This is a genomic window from Micromonospora sp. NPDC049175 (genome assembly GCF_043197345.1).
Taxonomy (GTDB): Bacteria; Actinomycetota; Actinomycetes; order Mycobacteriales; family Micromonosporaceae; genus Micromonospora.
Window position 1 is genome coordinate 150,373 of the sequence record NZ_JBICSY010000003.1, and the last position, 15,110, is coordinate 165,482.

The window sequence follows — 15,110 nt, forward strand, 5'->3', positions numbered from 1 at the left end:
TCCGGCCGGTGACCGGAAACCTGCTCGAAACGTTAAGGCCGTCCATGTCCGGGCGTCAACGCTGAAAACTTCCGGAAATTCGTCATATGACCTGCGCGGGCTCGCCGGAGATGCTCCCGAAATTTCCGGAGACCGGCGACCTGCTGCGACCACGCTGCCGACATCGCCGGACAACATGAAGCGCCCGCCTCCGATAACGGAGGCGGGCGCTTCATGCGTCTGGCGTTGCTTACGGTCGCTCGGCGACCTGACCAACGAAGGCCCGCCAGGACTCCGGCGCGAAGATCAGCGCCGGCCCGGCCGGATCCTTCGAGTCCCGTACGCCGACGATGCCGGCAAGGTTGTCGGCGACCTCTACGCAGGCCCCTTGATTGCTGCCGCTGCGGGTGCTCTTGTGCCAACGTGCGCCGGTCAGGTCCATGACTTTGCCACTTCCGTTATCAGCTCGGTGGACTGTCGCAGGGTCAGCGCCTCGGCGAGGATGGCTTCCCACTGCTCACGCAGGGCCGCTACCTCGGCAGTCCGCTCGACCACCTGGCCCCGGAGCCGGTTGTCGAGGTAGCCCACATCAACCACATCCGCCAGGGTCGCGAGGACAAACGGCCCGTCGAGGCCAGCGTACGCGCCGACCCCGCGCGGAACGACATGGATTCTCACGTGCCGCCGGTCCTGGTTGAGCTGCGCCAAGTGGAACAGTTGCTCACGCATCACCGCCGCGCCACCGACGGGACGCCGAAGGACGGCATCGTCCAGGACGGCGACGAGGTGCGGTGGGTCGTCACTGGTAAGGATCTTTTGCCGGGCAAGCCTTCCAGCTACCCGGGTCTCGACCTCCTCGGCGCTAACCCGGCCATCGCTGGCGAACACGGCACGGGCGTACGCCTCGGTCTGCAAGAGACCCGGCACCCACGCGACCTCACACCATCGCAACGTGCGGGCCTGCTGCTCGAAAGTGATCCACTCGCGCAGCCAGAGCGGCGCGGCGTCAAGGTCGGAGAGCCGATCGAGCAGCCGGGCGAACATTCCTCCGGTCTTCAGCGCACGATCGATGGCCGTGGCGTAGTCGCCCGTCGGCGGTCGCGAACCAGTCTCAACGGCGCTGACATGCGTACCCGAATAGCTGATGAGCTTGCCAAAGTCGTCCTGACTTATCCCGCGTGAGGCACGAGCGTGCCGTAGCTCATCGAGCAGGATTTCGGCAGCCGTCATGCTCATGTCCCCGGCCCTTCCCCGCCTCTAGCTCGCGTACCCCCATGTGTCCCCACCAGGGCGAACGCTGGCCTTCGCGGTCTCTCCAACGTGGTCGAACACCTTCCGACACTAGGCGGTAACGCACAAGAGTGGAACCAGGTGGCGCGGCCGGTAGGGACCCGAACCCGGCGGACGCGTTCGCACCGGGGCCGCCCCTGCGGGCGAGCGCTCGTGGGGCGGCCCCTTCCCAACAGCAGCAGGGGGAAGTCTGTGCCCGACGAGAAGCCGAAGCCGAAACGTGAGCCGACGCCGCCCGCCAACCCCGACGCACCGATAGCGCCGTTTGACCCCTGGTCGCCTGGACCGATGATCCCGTCCGCTGGCCTACCGCCGCCGGCCGATCGCCGCGCCCGCCGCTGGTCTTCTCGCGTCGCCCGCGCCCATATCCCGATGCGCCCCGCCTGGCTGTGCCGCAACTGCGCAGCGCCCTGGGCGTGCAACCCGGCGCAGCTTCACCTCGCGACCGAGTTCTACGGCCACTCGATCGCCCTCTCGTTCTACCTGGCGTCGAACCTGCAAGACGCGATCGACGACCTGTATGCCCTCGGCGCACGTCCCGACGTACGAGCGCTGCACCTGCGCTTCCTCGGGTGGCTGTCGATCTCCCGCCGACCCCGCCGCGCCACCGAGCATTGGTAGCCCTCACCGCTATAAACGCCGGCCCTCATCGTCCTGGAAGTAGCCGGTGCTGCCTGCTCGGGCGTTGCGCTGCGAAACTCGACCTGTGCGGTCAGCGCAGGCCGGCGAAGAGGTCGTCCTCGGGGGTCGGCGCGTCGGTGTGGTCGCGGACCCGAACGAAGGTCTCCACTCCCATCAGCTCCGTGAACCGCTCCCGGCCCAGTTGCAGGAAGAAGATGTTCTCGGTCTGGCTGGCGTGGGTGGCCAGGGCGTCGAACTTCTGCGCCCCGAAGCTGCTCGTGTCGACCCACGTGCTGATCTCGTCGTCGGGCAGGCCGAGCTGCGGCATCGGCTCCGGCTCCGCCCCCGGGGCCGGCTCGTCCCACTCGACGCCAAGCTCCTGCATGATCTGACCGAACTGCTCGAACGCGGTGCGCGGCACAGTGGTCCAGTAGACCTTCGCCGGGGTGTCCGTCAGCTCCACGGCGGCCATGGTGATCCGGTGCGCCTGGATGTGGTCCGGGTGGCCGTAGAAGCCGTTCTCGTCGTACGTGACGATCACGTCGGGCTGGTACTGACGGATCAGCTCGGCGAGGCGGTCCGCCGCCTCCGCCACCGGCGTGGTCCAGAACGCGCCGGGCTGGTCGTTCGTCGGCCAGCCCATCATCCCGGAGTCGGCGTAACCGAGGGTTTCCAGGTGGCTGACCTTCAACACCGCGCAGCTTGCCTCCAACTCGGCCTGGCGCATCGCCACCACGGCGGCGGGGTCGTGCTTCGGGTCACCCGGCTTGACCCCACCCGGGCCGTCGCCGCACCGCCCGTCGGTGCAGGTCACCAGCACCGTCGTGATCCCCTCCGCGGCGTAGCGGGCAAGGACGCCACCGGTGCTCGTCGCCTCGTCGTCGGGATGGGCGTGCACCGCCATCAGGGTCAGAGGTCGCTCAGCCATGCCATCACCCTACGGTCGTTTCCGCACCCGGAGTCGCGCGGGGCGACGCTGTGTGCATCCTAGCCAGCGCGCGGCGGGCCGGGGCCGAGCACCGGCAAACCCCGATCGCCCACCCGGCGGGTTCCCTACATTGAAGCGTGGCCAGCACGTCCGAGGGGTTGGTACGCGAGGAGAGGTCCGGCATGGGGGCATCGTTCGGTGACGTGCGGCAGGTCGACGCCGGGGTCCTGACCATCGGGTACGTGGACGCCGGGCCGTCCGACGGTCCCGCGGCGATCCTCCTGCACGGCTGGCCGTACGACATCCACAGCTTCGTCGACGTCGTGCCGCTGCTCACCGACGCCGGCTACCGGGTCGTCGTGCCGTACCTGCGGGGCTACGGCACGACCCGGTTTCTCTCCGACGACACCATGCGCAACGGCGAACCGGCGGCCATGGGGCTCGACCTCATCGCCCTCATGGACGCCCTGAAGATCGACACCGCGAAGCTGGCCGGGTTCGACTGGGGCGCGCGGACGGCCGACGTCGTGGCCGCCCTGTGGCCCGAGCGCTGCCGGGGGCTGGTCTCGGTGAGCGGCTACCTGATCGACGGCCAGGCATCGGGCACGGTGCCGCTGCCCCCGAAGGCGGAACTGGCCTGGTGGTACCAGTACTACTTCGCCACCGAACGCGGCCGGGAGGGCTACGACAAGAACCGGCGTGACTTCGCCAGGTTGATCTGGCACACCGCGTCCCCGAAGTGGTCGTTCGACGATGCCACCTTCGACCGCAGCGCGGCCGCGTTCGACAACCCCGACCACGTGGACATCGTGATCCACAACTACCGGTGGCGGCTGGCCCTCGCCCCCGGCGAGTCGCAGTACGACGAGGTGGAGAAGCGGCTGGCCGCGAAACCGAAGATCACGGTGCCCAGCATCTCGCTGGAAGGAGACGCCAACGGCGCGCCGCACCTGGAACCCGCCGTCTACGGCAAGCAGTTCGCCGGGCGGTACGAGCACCGGACCATCGGCGGCGGCGTCGGGCACAACCTGCCTCAGGAGGCGCCCCGGGCGTTCGCGGACGCCGTGCTGGACGTCTGAGGCCTGTCGCTATCCCCGGCGGCCCGGTCGCTGGGGCTCCGGACGTTCCACCCGCACCGGGTCGCCGCGGACCAGGTCGTCGTGCACCCGCCACCGGGCGGTGGTGACGGCGGCGCGGGCCGCCTCGTCGCCCTGCTCGACGCGTTGGCGCAGTAGTCGCAGGGCGACCCGGCGGTTGAGGCTGAACTGCCGTTCCTCGTCCACCACGACGACGAGGCCGGACGGGCGGTGCGTCGCGCGGACCGCCGTGCTGGCCTTGTTGCGGTGCTGACCACCCGGACCGCCGGTACGGCAGCCGACGATGTCGACGTCCGCCTCGGCGAACGGCGTCGGCGCGGCGTCGGGCAGCGGCTGCTGCGCGGTGACGTACCAGTTCTTCCGGCCCGCGCTCGTCCGGTACGGGCTCGGCGCCTGCCAGCACAGCGTCCCGGTCCACGAGGCCGCGAACGCGTCCGCGTCCGCGCCGGTGATCCGGATGAGCGCCGAGCGGTGGGTTCCGGGCCGATCGCCGGGCGTCACCTGAACCTGTTCGATCGTCAGACCTCGGCGGGTGCCGGCGTCGCTCAGCCGATGCAGGAGCTGGGCCAGCGCCCAGGCGCACTCGCGTGGACCACGACCGGCGGACAGCAGCAGGAGCACGCTCACGACCGGCCCCGTCCGTCGCGGTGGCCCCGCCGCTGGCTGCGGGAGGTGGGCCCGAGGTCGGGCGTCTTGTAGGTGACCAGGGGAGTCGACCGGACCACCGGAGTGGCCAACCGGTGCGCGACGAGATCGGCGATCACCTGCTCGATGCGCTTGTACGCCGTGGGCGCCTCCTCGAAGAGCAGTTGGCGGTCGCCGCACACCACGAGCGAGCCGACGGGTGTGCGGCGGAGCTCCTCCACCGTGTGCTTGGCCCGGCCCCGCCGCAGGGCGTCGGCGCGCGACATCTTGCGGCCGGCGCCGTGCGCCACCGAATGGTTGGCCTCCGGGCCGGCGTGGGCGGCCACCAGGTAGGAGGCCGTGCCCCGGGTGCCGGCGACGAGGACGTCGCGGCCGTCGCCCGGGGCCGCGCCCTTGCGGTGCAGGTAGACCCCGTCGGAGACCTCGACCAGGTTGTGGCACTGATCGACGATCGGCGCGGTCGGCTCCGCCCCCAACGCGTACGCGACCCGGGCCGCCAGCACCCGGCGGTTGAGCGAACCCCAGCGCACGGCGTCGTCGTGCATCGCCAGATAGGCGGCGGGGTCGGGAGCGGCGCCTGCGCCGTGCACCTCGGTGTGTGCCCGCAGGATCCGCTCGCCCAGGCCACGGGAACCGCTGTGGACGATGAGCACGAGATCGCCGGCGTCGAGGCCGAGACGACCCGCGTGCTGCGCGTCGAGGACGGTGTCGACGCGCGCCAGCTCGACGAAGTGGTTGCCGCGACCGACCGTCCCGAGCCCGTCCAGGTGACCGGCTGGGACGTCACCCTCGACGACAGCCCAGGCTGGGTCGTCGGCGTCCCGCTCCGGGTCCAACGCGCGGTCGAGGTCGGGGAACCGGGTGGCGAGGCGCTCCGGCACGGCACGCTTGAGTGCGATGGGGAACACGGCGATGCCGCAGCCGATGTCGGAGCCCACCAGGAACGGGTACAGCACCCGCGACGTCATGGCCGCGCCGATGGGCGCGCCCTTGCCGGGGTGCAGGTCCGGCATCGCCGCAACGTGGATCATGCCGTCGAGGGCGGCAACCTGCTGGCACTGGTCGAGCGCGGCGGACTCGATCCAGCTCGCGGGTGAGGCGAACACCGTGACGGTGGCCGGGACGGACGGGGACAGGGACTCCCGAGGGGAGTGGTGCTGCGACAAGGAGGCTCATTTCGCACAAGACGCGGGAACGGACGACGGCACGCCCGCCGGGAGATGTCACCGGGGGCGGATGCGTGGGGGAGTTCCGTCAGTACGTCATGGACGTCACTCTCGTGCAGTCCGCGGAGTACGGCAAACGATTTTCCGCCCCGACGGACGCCGCCGCAGCGGCCCGCCGCGCGGGCACTGACGGTAGCGCGACAGCTGTCGGATGAGTGATCGCCCCTGGCCAGCAGTTGGTTCACTATGCGTTCATGCTGACTGGGCGTGACGGCCTGCTGGTGGAGGCCCGTACCGCGCTGGTCCGGGCCGCCGGTGCGGTGGTGGTCGGCCCGGCCGGTGTCGGGCGCACCGCCCTCGCCCGGACCGCCGTCGCCGACCTGCCGCCCCGACTGTTCCGCGAGGTCTGGATCACCGCGACCGAAGCGAGCAAGGAGGTGCCGTTCGGCGCGCTCGGCCAACTCCTCAGCGGCGGTCACCTTCCCCTGCACCCGGCCCTGGTGCACACGAGTGTGCTGGCCGCACTCCGCGACAGGTGCGGCCCCGGTCGTACCCCGGTCCTGGTCGTCGACGACGCCCACCTGCTCGACGGGCCGTCGGCCGCGGTGCTGCTCGGTCTCGTCCAGGCCCGCGCGGTCCGTGCGCTCGTCACCGTCCGGTCCGGGGTCGCGGCCCCGGACGCGGTGGTCGCGCTCTGGAAGGACGTCGGGCTGCCCCGGCTGATCGTGTCGGCCCTCGCCGAGGACGCGGTCGGCGCCCTGGCCGAGCAACTGTTGTCCGGCCCGGTCAGTCGCGCCACCACCGGGCTGCTGTGGCAGTGGACGGGCGGGCTGCCACAACTGGCGGTCGCGCTGATCGACCACGGACGCGAGATCGGTGCGCTGGTACGCGACACCGACCAGTGGCGGTGGCGGGCCGCCCTGGCGGTGCCGGCGCAGGTGGCCGACCTGCTCGACCGCGAGCTGGACCGCGTCGGCCGTCCCGGCGAGGACGCCCTGGCCGCGTTGGCCCTCGGCGGACCCCTGCCGCTGTCCGTCGTGGAGGCGGCCGCGTCGGCGGAGGTGATCGCCGATCTCGAACAACTCGGCATGGTCCGCAGCGAGCAGAGCGACGATCAGATCCTGGTACGACTCCGCCACCCGATGCTCGGTGCCGCGGTGCGTCGCCGGATGTCGCCCGCGCGACGTCGCCGGGTGTCCGCCGCCCTGTTGGCCAGCACGCCCCCGGGCGCGACCCGAGGAGCACACGCGATGGCCAGCGCGCTCTGGGCGGTGCACGCCGGTCAACCGGCCGGGTCGGCAGAGCTGATCAGGTCCGCCAACCTCTGCCGGTACGCGGATCCGGCCGCCTCCGAACAGCTCGCCCGACGGGCCCGGGAGCACGGTGGCGGGGCGCCGGCGGCGGTGGCGCTCGCCGCCGCGCTCGTCGAGCAGAGCCGCACCGTCGAGGCGTACGAGACGCTGGCGGCGGCACACCGGGATGCCGAGGCAACCGGTGACCGGGGCGCCCAGTTGACCGTCCGGGTGGCGCTGGCCCGGCACCGGGCCTGGGTGGGGCGTGCGCCTCGGCAGGCGTACGACGATCTGCTGCGGATCCGCGCGGACGCCGAGGCCACCGGCGACGTGGACGTCCGGGCGGAGGCGGCGACGGTCGCCGTGGTGGTGCGTCTTTTCAGTGGGCAGGCGGCGCGGGCGCTGCACGGTGCCCGCGAGTTACTCGCCGAGTCGCTTCCGCCGGCCGGCCGGCTCCGTGTCACGTTGGCGTCGGTGGTCGCGCTGGCGCTGACCGGGCGGACAGAGGAGGCGGCGCGGGTGGGCCGTGCGGCGGTCGCGGCGGTGGAGCGGTCCGGCTCGTCGGCACTGCCGTTCGCCCGGGGGATGGCCGGGGCGGCACTGGCGTTCGCCGAGCTGTGGCGGGAGCCCGTCCCGACCGGCCCGGTCTCCGACCCGGCCACGGGACGGTGGCCGATGCCCAGTGATCCGCTGGTCTCCGGTCTGTCCCACACCGCGTGGCCGGTCTTCGACGGGTACGCCCAGCGGGTCAGCGGGGACCGGGCCGGGGCGATCAGCCGGCTCCGGGACGCCGTCGCGCAGCAGGCCGACGGGGAGGGGCTGTTCCGCTCCGAGGCCACCGGCTGGCTCGCCATCACCCTGGCCGAGGACGGCCACCCGGACGAGGCCGAGGCGGTGCTGCGGGAGCACCCCGTCGACGCGGTCGCGTTGGTGCCGGGGCTGCGGCCGTGGGCGACGGCCGCGGTAGCCGCGGCGTCCGGTCAGCGAACGCGTGCGGCACTGTTGATGGACGAGGCGATCGCCGTCGCCCGCACGTCCGGGTGCTGGCTCGTGGAGCTGGGGTATCTCATCTACGCGGCGCACCTCGATCCGGTCGCCGGCCCGTCCCGGTACGCGGCCCGCATCGCCGAAGCCCTCGGGCACGTGGACGCCGAACGGCTGGTCACCGCCGGCCGGGCGGTGATCGCGCTGGCCGGCCGGAACCCGACGGTGATGCTGGAACACGCCCACCGCCTGGTGGAGCTGAACCTGAACGGTGAGGCGCTGCGGATGGTCGACGAGGTCGCCCGGCGATCCGGCACCCCGACCAGCACCCGACTCTTCGTCGACCTGCGCACCCGCCTGCGGGCCGCGGCGCCCGGCGACCCAGCGGTGGCGGCGGGGCTCACCGCACGGGAGACCCAGATCGCCGGGTTCGCCGCCCGTGGCCTGTCCGACCGGGAGATCGCCGAGCAGTTGGTGCTGTCGGTGCGTACGGTGCAGACCCATCTGGGTCGGGCGTACCGCAAACTCGCGGTGACCTCCCGGCGTGAGCTGTCCGACGCGTTACGTCTGGCCGGTTGAGGGCTGGGCGACGGCCGTGGGTGTGCCACGGCCGTCGCCTCCGGCGAAACCACTAACTGTTCTTCGTGTAGCAGGTGATCTTGCCGTTGGAGTCCTCGTGGCACTCCGCCCCCTTGGCGCCGAGGAGGTTGACCGCGCCGACCAGCAACGTGATGCCCAGCCCGGTCAGGATTCCCTTGCCCACCGTCTTGGCCAACTCCTCGAAGTTGGCCGTGACGTCCAGGCGGAACGTGACCGACGCGTACCGGATCTGCTCCCACAGCTCGGCGATGCGCGGGTCGTGGCCGGTGATGCTGAAGTCGTCGCTGCTGTGCTCGTCGGTCACCCGACCGGTCGCGACGGCCACGAACACGTTCCTGTTCTGGTGCACCACGTTCGGTCCGGCGGCGAAACTCCAACTGTGGCTGAGGAGACCGTTCTCGTGGACGTGCCCCTGGAACCAGTAGTGGCCGTCGCTGGCCATCCGCAGCCACGCGGTGCCCTTGACGCTCGACGGCAACAGGCTGCCGGAGAACGTGTTGCTCCACTCCTGCTCCAGCCGGTCCATCGCCGTCCGGGTCGACCCGGACGGATGCCCGACCTGCGCACCGACCTGGCGCAGGGTCAGCGGCGCCCGGATGTCGAGAAACTGCGCGGCGGCCGTACGGACGCTTGCCATGCCGTCACTCTCTCGACTTCCACATGTGCACGGTGCCGTTCTCGTCCTTGTAGGCGTGGACCTTGCCCGGCTGACCGAAGAACGCGACCCACCCGGCGACCACCGCCCCGAGGATGACAAGCGGAATCCACTTCAGGATGTTGCCGATGAGCTGGCCCACGTTCATCGTCACGCTCAGCCGGAAGTTCACCGTGGCGTTGGTGAGCTGATCCCAGTACTGCGCGATCCGCGGATCGTGCCCGTGCTCGGCGAAGTCGTCACTGCTCTCGTTGTCCGACACCTTGCCGCTGGCGGAGAAGACGAAGGCGTTGCCGTCCGCGTCCACGAAGGCAGGCGTGGCCACCATCGACCAACTGTGCGCGACGGCGCCGTTCTCGTGCACGTGCCCCTCGAACATGTAGAAACCGTCGCTGAACAGCCGCAGCCACGCGCTGCCCTTCACACTCGAGGGCAGCAGGCTGCCGGAGAACCACTCGCTCGACGTCTGGTCGAGCTGCACCAGCAACTGTCGGGTGGACCCGGTGGGGCGGCCGAGGTCGGCGCCGACCGCCCGCACCGTCATCGGCGCCTCGAACCGGAGATACTTGCCGGCCGCCTGACGCAGGCTGGTCATGACGTGGTCACCAGGATCGGCACCAGCGCCCGACCGGTCGGCAGCGGACCCAGCGCCTTGCCCAGGATCGCCCCGACCGCCTTGAGCGGGTCGGCCACCCGCATGGCGTGCCCCCGGGTGGGGGAGGTGGTCAACAGGTCGCCGGGGCGCACCGGGCCGTGTGTCGCGTCGACCAGGCAGTAGACCTTGCCGGCCAGGGCCAGCGGTCGACGCGTGTCGCTGTCCGGCTGCCGGTCCAGGACCATCGCCGGGGCGAAGCTGCCCGCCCCGGAGACCACGCCGGCCACCGCGCTGTCGTACGGCTTGTCGGCCAGTTCCAGCGCACCGGTCTCGCCGATCACCAGCACCGCGCCGGGAATCGCCGCGGTCAGGTGACCGTCGGCGACATCGAACTCCTCGGCCAGATCCGCGTTGCTGAGCGAGATGTCGCCGTGCACACCGTCGATGACCACCGTGTACTGCCGGGTGTCCGGGTTGGCGAAGGCCATCGAGCTCTGGTCGCCATTGATCCCGATGGTGTAGGTGCGGGTCTTGCTGTGGCAGAACTTGATGTGGTTGTTCGTGCCGTCCAGGTCGACCTGGTTCGCCGCGACGATCTTCGAGCTGACCGCGTTCGTGGCGGACATGTTCGTCGCGGTGACGCTGGGACTGTTCAGGTTGTTGGCCGCCCACAGGTCACCGGTGGTGCCGTTGAGCAGCAGCTTGTACTGCCGGGTGTCCGGGTGCGCGAACGCCATCGAACTCTTCTCACCGTCGATCCCGACGGTGTAGGTGCGGGTCTTGCTGTGGCAGAACTTGACGTGGTTGTTCGGGCCGTCCAGGTCGACCTGGTTAGCGCTGAGGCTGCGGCTGTTGACGTTGTTGGCCGCCCACAGGTTGCCGTTCTGCCCGTCCAGGATTGTGGTGTAGGCGCGCTTGTCGTTCGCCAGGCTGATGGTGCTGGTGCCACCGTTCATCCCGATCGTGTACGCCCGGGTCGTGAAGTTGGTCAGCACCAGACCGTTGTCGGCGCCGTCGAGCACGACGGCCCGCGCGGCCACCGTGTCGGCGGTGATGGTGGTCGGCGGCGACGGGGTCGGCGTCGTCGGTGCCGCCTGGGCGTCGCCCTTGACGACCGGAGCGGACGTGGCCGGCGGTCCCTCGGCGCGCTGCGCCTGCTCGGTCTGCCGGGTCTGCTCGGGTGCGCGCACCGGCGGCGGCGCCGGTGCGGCGATGTCCGCCTTGGCCGGCGCGTCGTCCGGGGTGGTCCGCTGCGGAGGTGTGCTCGGTGGGGTGCTGGGGCGGACGATCGCCTCGGCGCTGTCCGGGTTGCTGGCCTTCGCGGCCTCGTTGCTTGTCATGCGTCCATTGCACCGGCCAGCCGGCCGGCGATCGTCGGTAGTCGCTACGTAGGTCGGTCCGCCCGACTACGCAGCCACTGCCCCGGCGTACGCTGCCGCGATGACCGCACCGCGTCGCATCCTGGTCTACGGGGTGCACGGCTCGGGCAAGTCCACTCTCGCCGAACGCCTGGCCGAGCGCCTCGGGATGCCGTGGCATCCGGTGGACGACCTGGTGTGGCGGCCGGGTTGGGTCGAGGTGCCGGTTGCCGAGCAGCGCGGCCGGATCGAGGAGATCTGCCGTCGGGACACGTGGATCCTCGACGGCGCGTACCACGGGTGGCGGGACGTGCCGCTGGCGCGTGCCGACCTGGTGGTGGCCCTGGACTACCCGTGGTGGCGCTCGTTCTGGCGGTTGCTGCGCCGTACCCTGCGCCGCCTGGGCTCGGGCGAGGTGATCTGCAACGGGAACCGCGAATCACTTGGCAGCGTGCTGTCCGCGGACTCGATCCTGGTCTGGCACGTCGCCGCGTTCGGCCGGGAACGGCGGCGGATGCGGGCCTGGCAGGCCGATCCGGCCGGGCCGCCGGTGCTGCTGTTCGCGAGCCCGGCGGGACTGGACGACTGGGTGGCGGGCCTGCCCACCAGGTGACGCCGGTCGCGTGCGGATCCACACCGGCGCACCCACCGACCAGTCGGCCCACCCCGCTGGGGAGTGGGCCGACTGGTGGTGTGCGTGGTCAGTCCCGGAGGCGCCCGACCGGTGCGTCACCGGCCGGGCCTCCGATCAGGACTCCCGGGTGCGACGCCGGGCGAGGAAGAACGCGGACGCGCCCAGCAGGACGAGCACACTTCCGATGCCCGTCATGGCGGGGACCGCTCCACCGCCGGTCACCGGCAGGACGGGGCGATCCCTGCCGCCGGGGCTACGGGGTGCGCCAGGCGATCCGGGTGCTCCCTGTGGCCCTCGCGCTCCGGGTGCGCCCTGCGGCCCGGGTGCGCCTTGCGGTCCTCGTGCTCCGGGTGCGCCTTGCGGCCCGGGTGCGCCCTGCGGTCCAGGTGCTCCGGGGCTGCCGGGCGCGCCAGGCGCTCCGGGTGCTCCGGGACTGCCGGGTGCGCCGGGGCTACCGGGTGCGCCGGGACTGCCGGGTGCGCCAGGGCTACCGGGTGCGCCGGGGGTACCGGGTGCTCCGGGACTGCCGGGTGCTCCGGGACTGCCGGGTGCGCCGGGGCTGCCGGGTGCGCCGGGGCTGCCGGGTGCGCCGGGACTGCCGGGTGCGCCGGGGCTGCCGGGTGCGCCGGGGGTACCACGCGCGCCGGGGCTCCCGGGCGGACCGGACGGGCCGGGCGGACCGGACGGGCCGGGTGGACCGCTGGGCCCGGCGCACAGCGGCGCCGTGATGACGTTGTCGTCGAGGGTGACGGCGGCGGTACGCGCCAGCGCACGACCCTGGAGGGTCGCGCCCGTGGCCATCGTGATCGCAGCCTGGGCCATGACGGTGCCGACGAATGTGGTGCCCGTGCCGATCGTCGCCGAGCTGCCGACCTTCCAGAACACGTTGCAGGCCGAAGCGCCGTTGATCAGGACGACGCTGCTGTTCGACGCCGTCGTCAGCGAGGAGTCGATCTGGAAGATGAACACGGCAGAGGGGTCGCCCTGGCCGTTGAGCGTCAACGCCCCGGTCAGCTGTGCGGCCCCGAGGCGGTAGACGCCGGGGTTGAGCGTGTTGCCGCCGAGTTCCGCGGGCAGGATGGTGAACGGTGTCCGCCCGGCGGCGTCGTTGTAGGCGATGGTCAGGTCACTCTGGGCCTGGAGAGCTATCGCGTCACCGAGGTGGACCTCACCGCCGATGGTTGCCGTGCCGAAACCCGCCGCGGTGTTTCCCGGGAACCGTCCAAGGCTTTGACCCAGGAAGCTCGGGCCCGTGTTGGTGGGCTCGGCTCCGGCGAGGACGGAGAAGTTGCCGGCCGTTCCCAGGTTTACCGGTGCGTCGGCGGCACTGGCCGGGGTCGAACCGAGCAGCAGGAAACTCGCGGCGACGGCGGCGGCCGCGGACGCCGCGAGCGCGGTTAGCAGCCCTCGGCGACGACGATGATGATTGGGCTTTACGGTCACAGAACACCCTCCGTGGGTACTACTTCGCAGGAGAGCCCGGTGAGCCACGACCCTGCGTGAAACGTCCTGATGGCACTGTCAAAGTGCGGTCACCACCACATCACGACACGGTCGCTTATGCGTACAAAACGGAATATTAGGTACGCCGAATCGGCAATGTCCATTCGCATTCACATTGCCCCGAACCGCGTGATCGGTTGGTCCGCCCCTGTGCCCGACATCGCGAAAGGACGAGCCTTGTCGAATCGACAGTCGTCCTTATTCCCAGCCCAGCGGCCTTCCTCAGGGCTGGGGTGCCGCCGCGGGCCTGATCGCCCGGCCATGCACGCAGGGTGCGGACGGGCTGTTGCTGGTGGCCGGGAAACGGAACCGACGTAGCTCCTCGATCACGAACCCCTCGGCGCTGATGGCGGCGACGGTGTCGCGGTTGGTGTGACAGCCGGCGAACAGCTTCGGCCACAGTGTCGCGTCGAGCAGTCGTTGGGCTCGGTGCAAGCCGCTGTGCCGCTCGGCGGCGACATGTTCGAAGAAGCGCAACTGACCACCCGGGCGCAGCACCCGGCTGGCCTCCGCGAGCGCGCTCGCCTGATCCGGCACGGTGCACAACACAAGTGCGACGACCGCCGCGTCGAACTCGCCGTCACCCGCGGGCAGGGCCTCCGCCAGACCGTCGACGACGGTGATCGGCACCGGCGCGCCCGGCGCCGCCCGCTCGGCGGCGGCGCGCAGTCGACGTTCCGGCTCGACCGCGACGACCTCGGTCACCGCGGGTGGATAGTGGGCGAACATCCTGCCGTTGCCCGCGCCGATCTCGATCACCCGACCGGACAGGCCGGCGACCAGGTCCCGGCGGAACTCCGCCGTGCCGGCGCGGTCCATGGCGACGCTGAGTCTCTCGTACACCCGGGCGAACACCGGATGGGACACCTCGGCCACGTCGACCTCCGGGGGGATCAGGTGATCCTCGTCGAACTGTTCTTGGGCGATTGTCCTACATCGCTGCACGGTTTCCGTCTTACTGGTTGGCAGCGGTTGACAACCCAGCGCAGACAGGACGTGTCCGACCATGAAGATCGTCGTCATCGGTGGCAGCGGCCTCATCGGCTCCAAGCTCGTGGACAATCTCGGTGCCCGGGGGCACGAGGCGGTGCCGGCGTCACCGAAGACCGGCGTCAACACACTCACCGGCGAGGGAGTGGCCGAGGCACTCGCCGGCGCCGATGTCGTGGTCGACGTGTCGAACTCGCCGTCGTTCGAGGCCGCCGCCGTGCTGGAGTTCTTCGAGACGTCCACCCGCAACCTCCTCGCCGCCGCGGCGGCGGCCGGGGTGGGCCACTACGCGGCGCTCTCGATCGTGGGGTGCGACCGGATCCCGGACAGCGGATACATGCGGGCCAAGGTTGCCCAGGAGAAGCTCATCGTCGCGGCCGGGATCCCGTACTCCGTCGTGCACGCCACGCAGTTCTTCGAATTTCTCCAGGGGATCATCGACGCCGCCACGGACGGCGACACCGTGCACCTCGCGCCGGTCCTCATCCAACCGATGGCGGCGGACGACGTCGCGGCCGAGGTGGCCGAGGTCGTCGTCGGCGCGCCCACGAACGCGGTGGTCGAGATCGCTGGCCCGGAGCAGTTCCGCCTCGACGAACTGGGCCGATCCATCCTCGCGTCCCAGCAGGATCCCCGGTCGGTGGTGGCCGACCCGGATGCCCGGTATTTCGGTGCCACGCTTGGCGAACGCTCGTTGGTCCCCGCCGACGGTGCGCGCATCGCCGGCACCGGCCTCGACGACTGGCGTGCCCGGGCGACCCGCCCCCGGTGAG

The 15,110-nt window shown here is 71.3% G+C and carries 15 protein-coding genes; 5 read left to right on the top strand and 10 right to left on the bottom strand.

Features of this window, described 5'->3' with window-relative positions; genetic code table 11:
* Nucleotides 1-229: 229 nt before the first annotated feature.
* Together ACGFH8_RS14665 and ACGFH8_RS14670 are read right to left on the bottom strand one after the other, a co-directional pair.
* Nucleotides 230-421: a DUF397 domain-containing protein gene (locus ACGFH8_RS14665; RefSeq protein ID WP_393367279.1), complete on the bottom strand. Its 192-nt coding sequence runs from the start codon at nucleotides 419-421 to the stop codon at nucleotides 230-232.
* On the bottom strand, nucleotides 412-1,215 hold the full coding sequence (locus ACGFH8_RS14670; protein WP_393367280.1) for a helix-turn-helix transcriptional regulator: 804 nt from the start codon (nucleotides 1,213-1,215) through the stop codon (nucleotides 412-414). Before ACGFH8_RS14670 ends, ACGFH8_RS14665 begins: the two co-directional genes overlap by 10 nt.
* A 246-nt stretch (nucleotides 1,216-1,461) precedes the next feature.
* Between ACGFH8_RS14670 and ACGFH8_RS14675 the strand changes: the two genes are divergently transcribed.
* Entirely contained in the window at nucleotides 1,462-1,890 is a 429-nt protein-coding gene (locus ACGFH8_RS14675) for a hypothetical protein (protein WP_393367281.1), read from the top strand.
* Nucleotides 1,891-1,981: 91 nt separating this feature from the next.
* Here ACGFH8_RS14675 and ACGFH8_RS14680 read toward each other — a convergent pair whose 3' ends face one another.
* Entirely contained in the window at nucleotides 1,982-2,818 is an 837-nt protein-coding gene (locus ACGFH8_RS14680) for a PIG-L family deacetylase (RefSeq protein ID WP_393367282.1), read from the bottom strand.
* Nucleotides 2,819-2,955: 137 nt separating this feature from the next.
* On the opposite strand from ACGFH8_RS14680, the gene ACGFH8_RS14685 reads away from it, so the two are divergent.
* Nucleotides 2,956-3,897: an alpha/beta fold hydrolase gene (locus tag ACGFH8_RS14685; RefSeq protein ID WP_393367283.1), complete on the top strand. Its 942-nt coding sequence runs from the start codon at nucleotides 2,956-2,958 to the stop codon at nucleotides 3,895-3,897.
* 9 nt (nucleotides 3,898-3,906) lie between these two features.
* On the opposite strand, the gene prfH is transcribed toward ACGFH8_RS14685, so the two are convergent.
* Nucleotides 3,907-4,542, bottom strand: a complete 636-nt coding sequence (gene prfH / locus ACGFH8_RS14690; protein WP_393367284.1) for a peptide chain release factor H — start codon at nucleotides 4,540-4,542, stop codon at nucleotides 3,907-3,909.
* Nucleotides 4,539-5,726 carry an RNA ligase RtcB family protein gene (locus ACGFH8_RS14695; protein WP_393367285.1) on the bottom strand — a complete coding sequence of 396 codons (1,188 nt, stop codon included), beginning with the start codon at nucleotides 5,724-5,726 and terminating at the stop codon, nucleotides 4,539-4,541. Before ACGFH8_RS14695 ends, prfH begins: the two co-directional genes overlap by 4 nt.
* A gap of 254 nt (nucleotides 5,727-5,980) precedes the next feature.
* On the opposite strand from ACGFH8_RS14695, the gene ACGFH8_RS14700 reads away from it, so the two are divergent.
* Nucleotides 5,981-8,581, top strand: coding sequence for a LuxR C-terminal-related transcriptional regulator (locus tag ACGFH8_RS14700; RefSeq protein ID WP_393367286.1), 2,601 nt, complete (start codon nucleotides 5,981-5,983; stop codon nucleotides 8,579-8,581).
* 52 nt (nucleotides 8,582-8,633) lie between these two features.
* Here the strand turns inward: ACGFH8_RS14700 and ACGFH8_RS14705 are convergent, their stop codons facing one another.
* Genes ACGFH8_RS14705 through ACGFH8_RS14715 form a run of 3 tightly spaced genes read right to left on the bottom strand, consistent with a single transcriptional unit; the run spans nucleotide 8,634 to nucleotide 11,192 of the window.
* Nucleotides 8,634-9,239, bottom strand: coding sequence for a hypothetical protein (locus ACGFH8_RS14705; protein WP_393367287.1), 606 nt, complete (start codon nucleotides 9,237-9,239; stop codon nucleotides 8,634-8,636).
* Between the two features lie 4 nt (nucleotides 9,240-9,243).
* The gene (locus tag ACGFH8_RS14710) at nucleotides 9,244-9,852 is read right to left on the bottom strand and encodes a hypothetical protein (RefSeq protein ID WP_393367288.1); all 609 of its coding nucleotides are present in this window, start codon (nucleotides 9,850-9,852) and stop codon (nucleotides 9,244-9,246) included.
* Nucleotides 9,849-11,192 (bottom strand): hypothetical protein, encoded by a 1,344-nt coding sequence (locus tag ACGFH8_RS14715; RefSeq protein WP_393367289.1) that lies wholly within the window; start codon nucleotides 11,190-11,192, stop codon nucleotides 9,849-9,851. The genes ACGFH8_RS14710 and ACGFH8_RS14715 overlap by 4 nt, the downstream gene beginning before the upstream one ends.
* Nucleotides 11,193-11,292: 100 nt before the next feature.
* On the opposite strand from ACGFH8_RS14715, the gene ACGFH8_RS14720 reads away from it, so the two are divergent.
* Nucleotides 11,293-11,823, top strand: a complete 531-nt coding sequence (locus tag ACGFH8_RS14720; RefSeq protein ID WP_393367290.1) for an AAA family ATPase — start codon at nucleotides 11,293-11,295, stop codon at nucleotides 11,821-11,823.
* Nucleotides 11,824-11,958: 135 nt separating this feature from the next.
* On the opposite strand, the gene ACGFH8_RS14725 is transcribed toward ACGFH8_RS14720, so the two are convergent.
* Nucleotides 11,959-13,287: an ice-binding family protein gene (locus ACGFH8_RS14725; protein WP_393367291.1), complete on the bottom strand. Its 1,329-nt coding sequence runs from the start codon at nucleotides 13,285-13,287 to the stop codon at nucleotides 11,959-11,961.
* 282 nt (nucleotides 13,288-13,569) lie between these two features.
* Nucleotides 13,570-14,370 (bottom strand): class I SAM-dependent methyltransferase, encoded by an 801-nt coding sequence (locus tag ACGFH8_RS14730; protein WP_393367292.1) that lies wholly within the window; start codon nucleotides 14,368-14,370, stop codon nucleotides 13,570-13,572.
* Between ACGFH8_RS14730 and ACGFH8_RS14735 the strand changes: the two genes are divergently transcribed.
* On the top strand, nucleotides 14,354-15,109 hold the full coding sequence (locus ACGFH8_RS14735; RefSeq protein WP_393367293.1) for an SDR family oxidoreductase: 756 nt from the start codon (nucleotides 14,354-14,356) through the stop codon (nucleotides 15,107-15,109). The genes ACGFH8_RS14730 and ACGFH8_RS14735 overlap by 17 nt on opposite strands.
* Nucleotide 15,110 lies beyond the last annotated feature (1 nt).

Coding starts and splice junctions, on each gene's coding strand:
- ACGFH8_RS14665 (WP_393367279.1), bottom strand. CDS start 421: ATGGACCTGACCGGCGCACGTTGGCACAAGAGCACCCGCAGCGGCAGC.
- ACGFH8_RS14670 (WP_393367280.1), bottom strand. CDS start 1,215: ATGAGCATGACGGCTGCCGAAATCCTGCTCGATGAGCTACGGCACGCT.
- ACGFH8_RS14680 (WP_393367282.1), bottom strand. CDS start 2,818: ATGGCTGAGCGACCTCTGACCCTGATGGCGGTGCACGCCCATCCCGAC.
- ACGFH8_RS14700 (WP_393367286.1), top strand. CDS start 5,981: ATGCTGACTGGGCGTGACGGCCTGCTGGTGGAGGCCCGTACCGCGCTG.
- ACGFH8_RS14705 (WP_393367287.1), bottom strand. CDS start 9,239: ATGGCAAGCGTCCGTACGGCCGCCGCGCAGTTTCTCGACATCCGGGCG.
- ACGFH8_RS14710 (WP_393367288.1), bottom strand. CDS start 9,852: ATGACCAGCCTGCGTCAGGCGGCCGGCAAGTATCTCCGGTTCGAGGCG.
- ACGFH8_RS14715 (WP_393367289.1), bottom strand. CDS start 11,192: ATGACAAGCAACGAGGCCGCGAAGGCCAGCAACCCGGACAGCGCCGAG.
- ACGFH8_RS14720 (WP_393367290.1), top strand. CDS start 11,293: ATGACCGCACCGCGTCGCATCCTGGTCTACGGGGTGCACGGCTCGGGC.
- ACGFH8_RS14735 (WP_393367293.1), top strand. CDS start 14,354: ATGAAGATCGTCGTCATCGGTGGCAGCGGCCTCATCGGCTCCAAGCTC.
- ACGFH8_RS14730 (WP_393367292.1), bottom strand. CDS start 14,370: ATGACGACGATCTTCATGGTCGGACACGTCCTGTCTGCGCTGGGTTGT.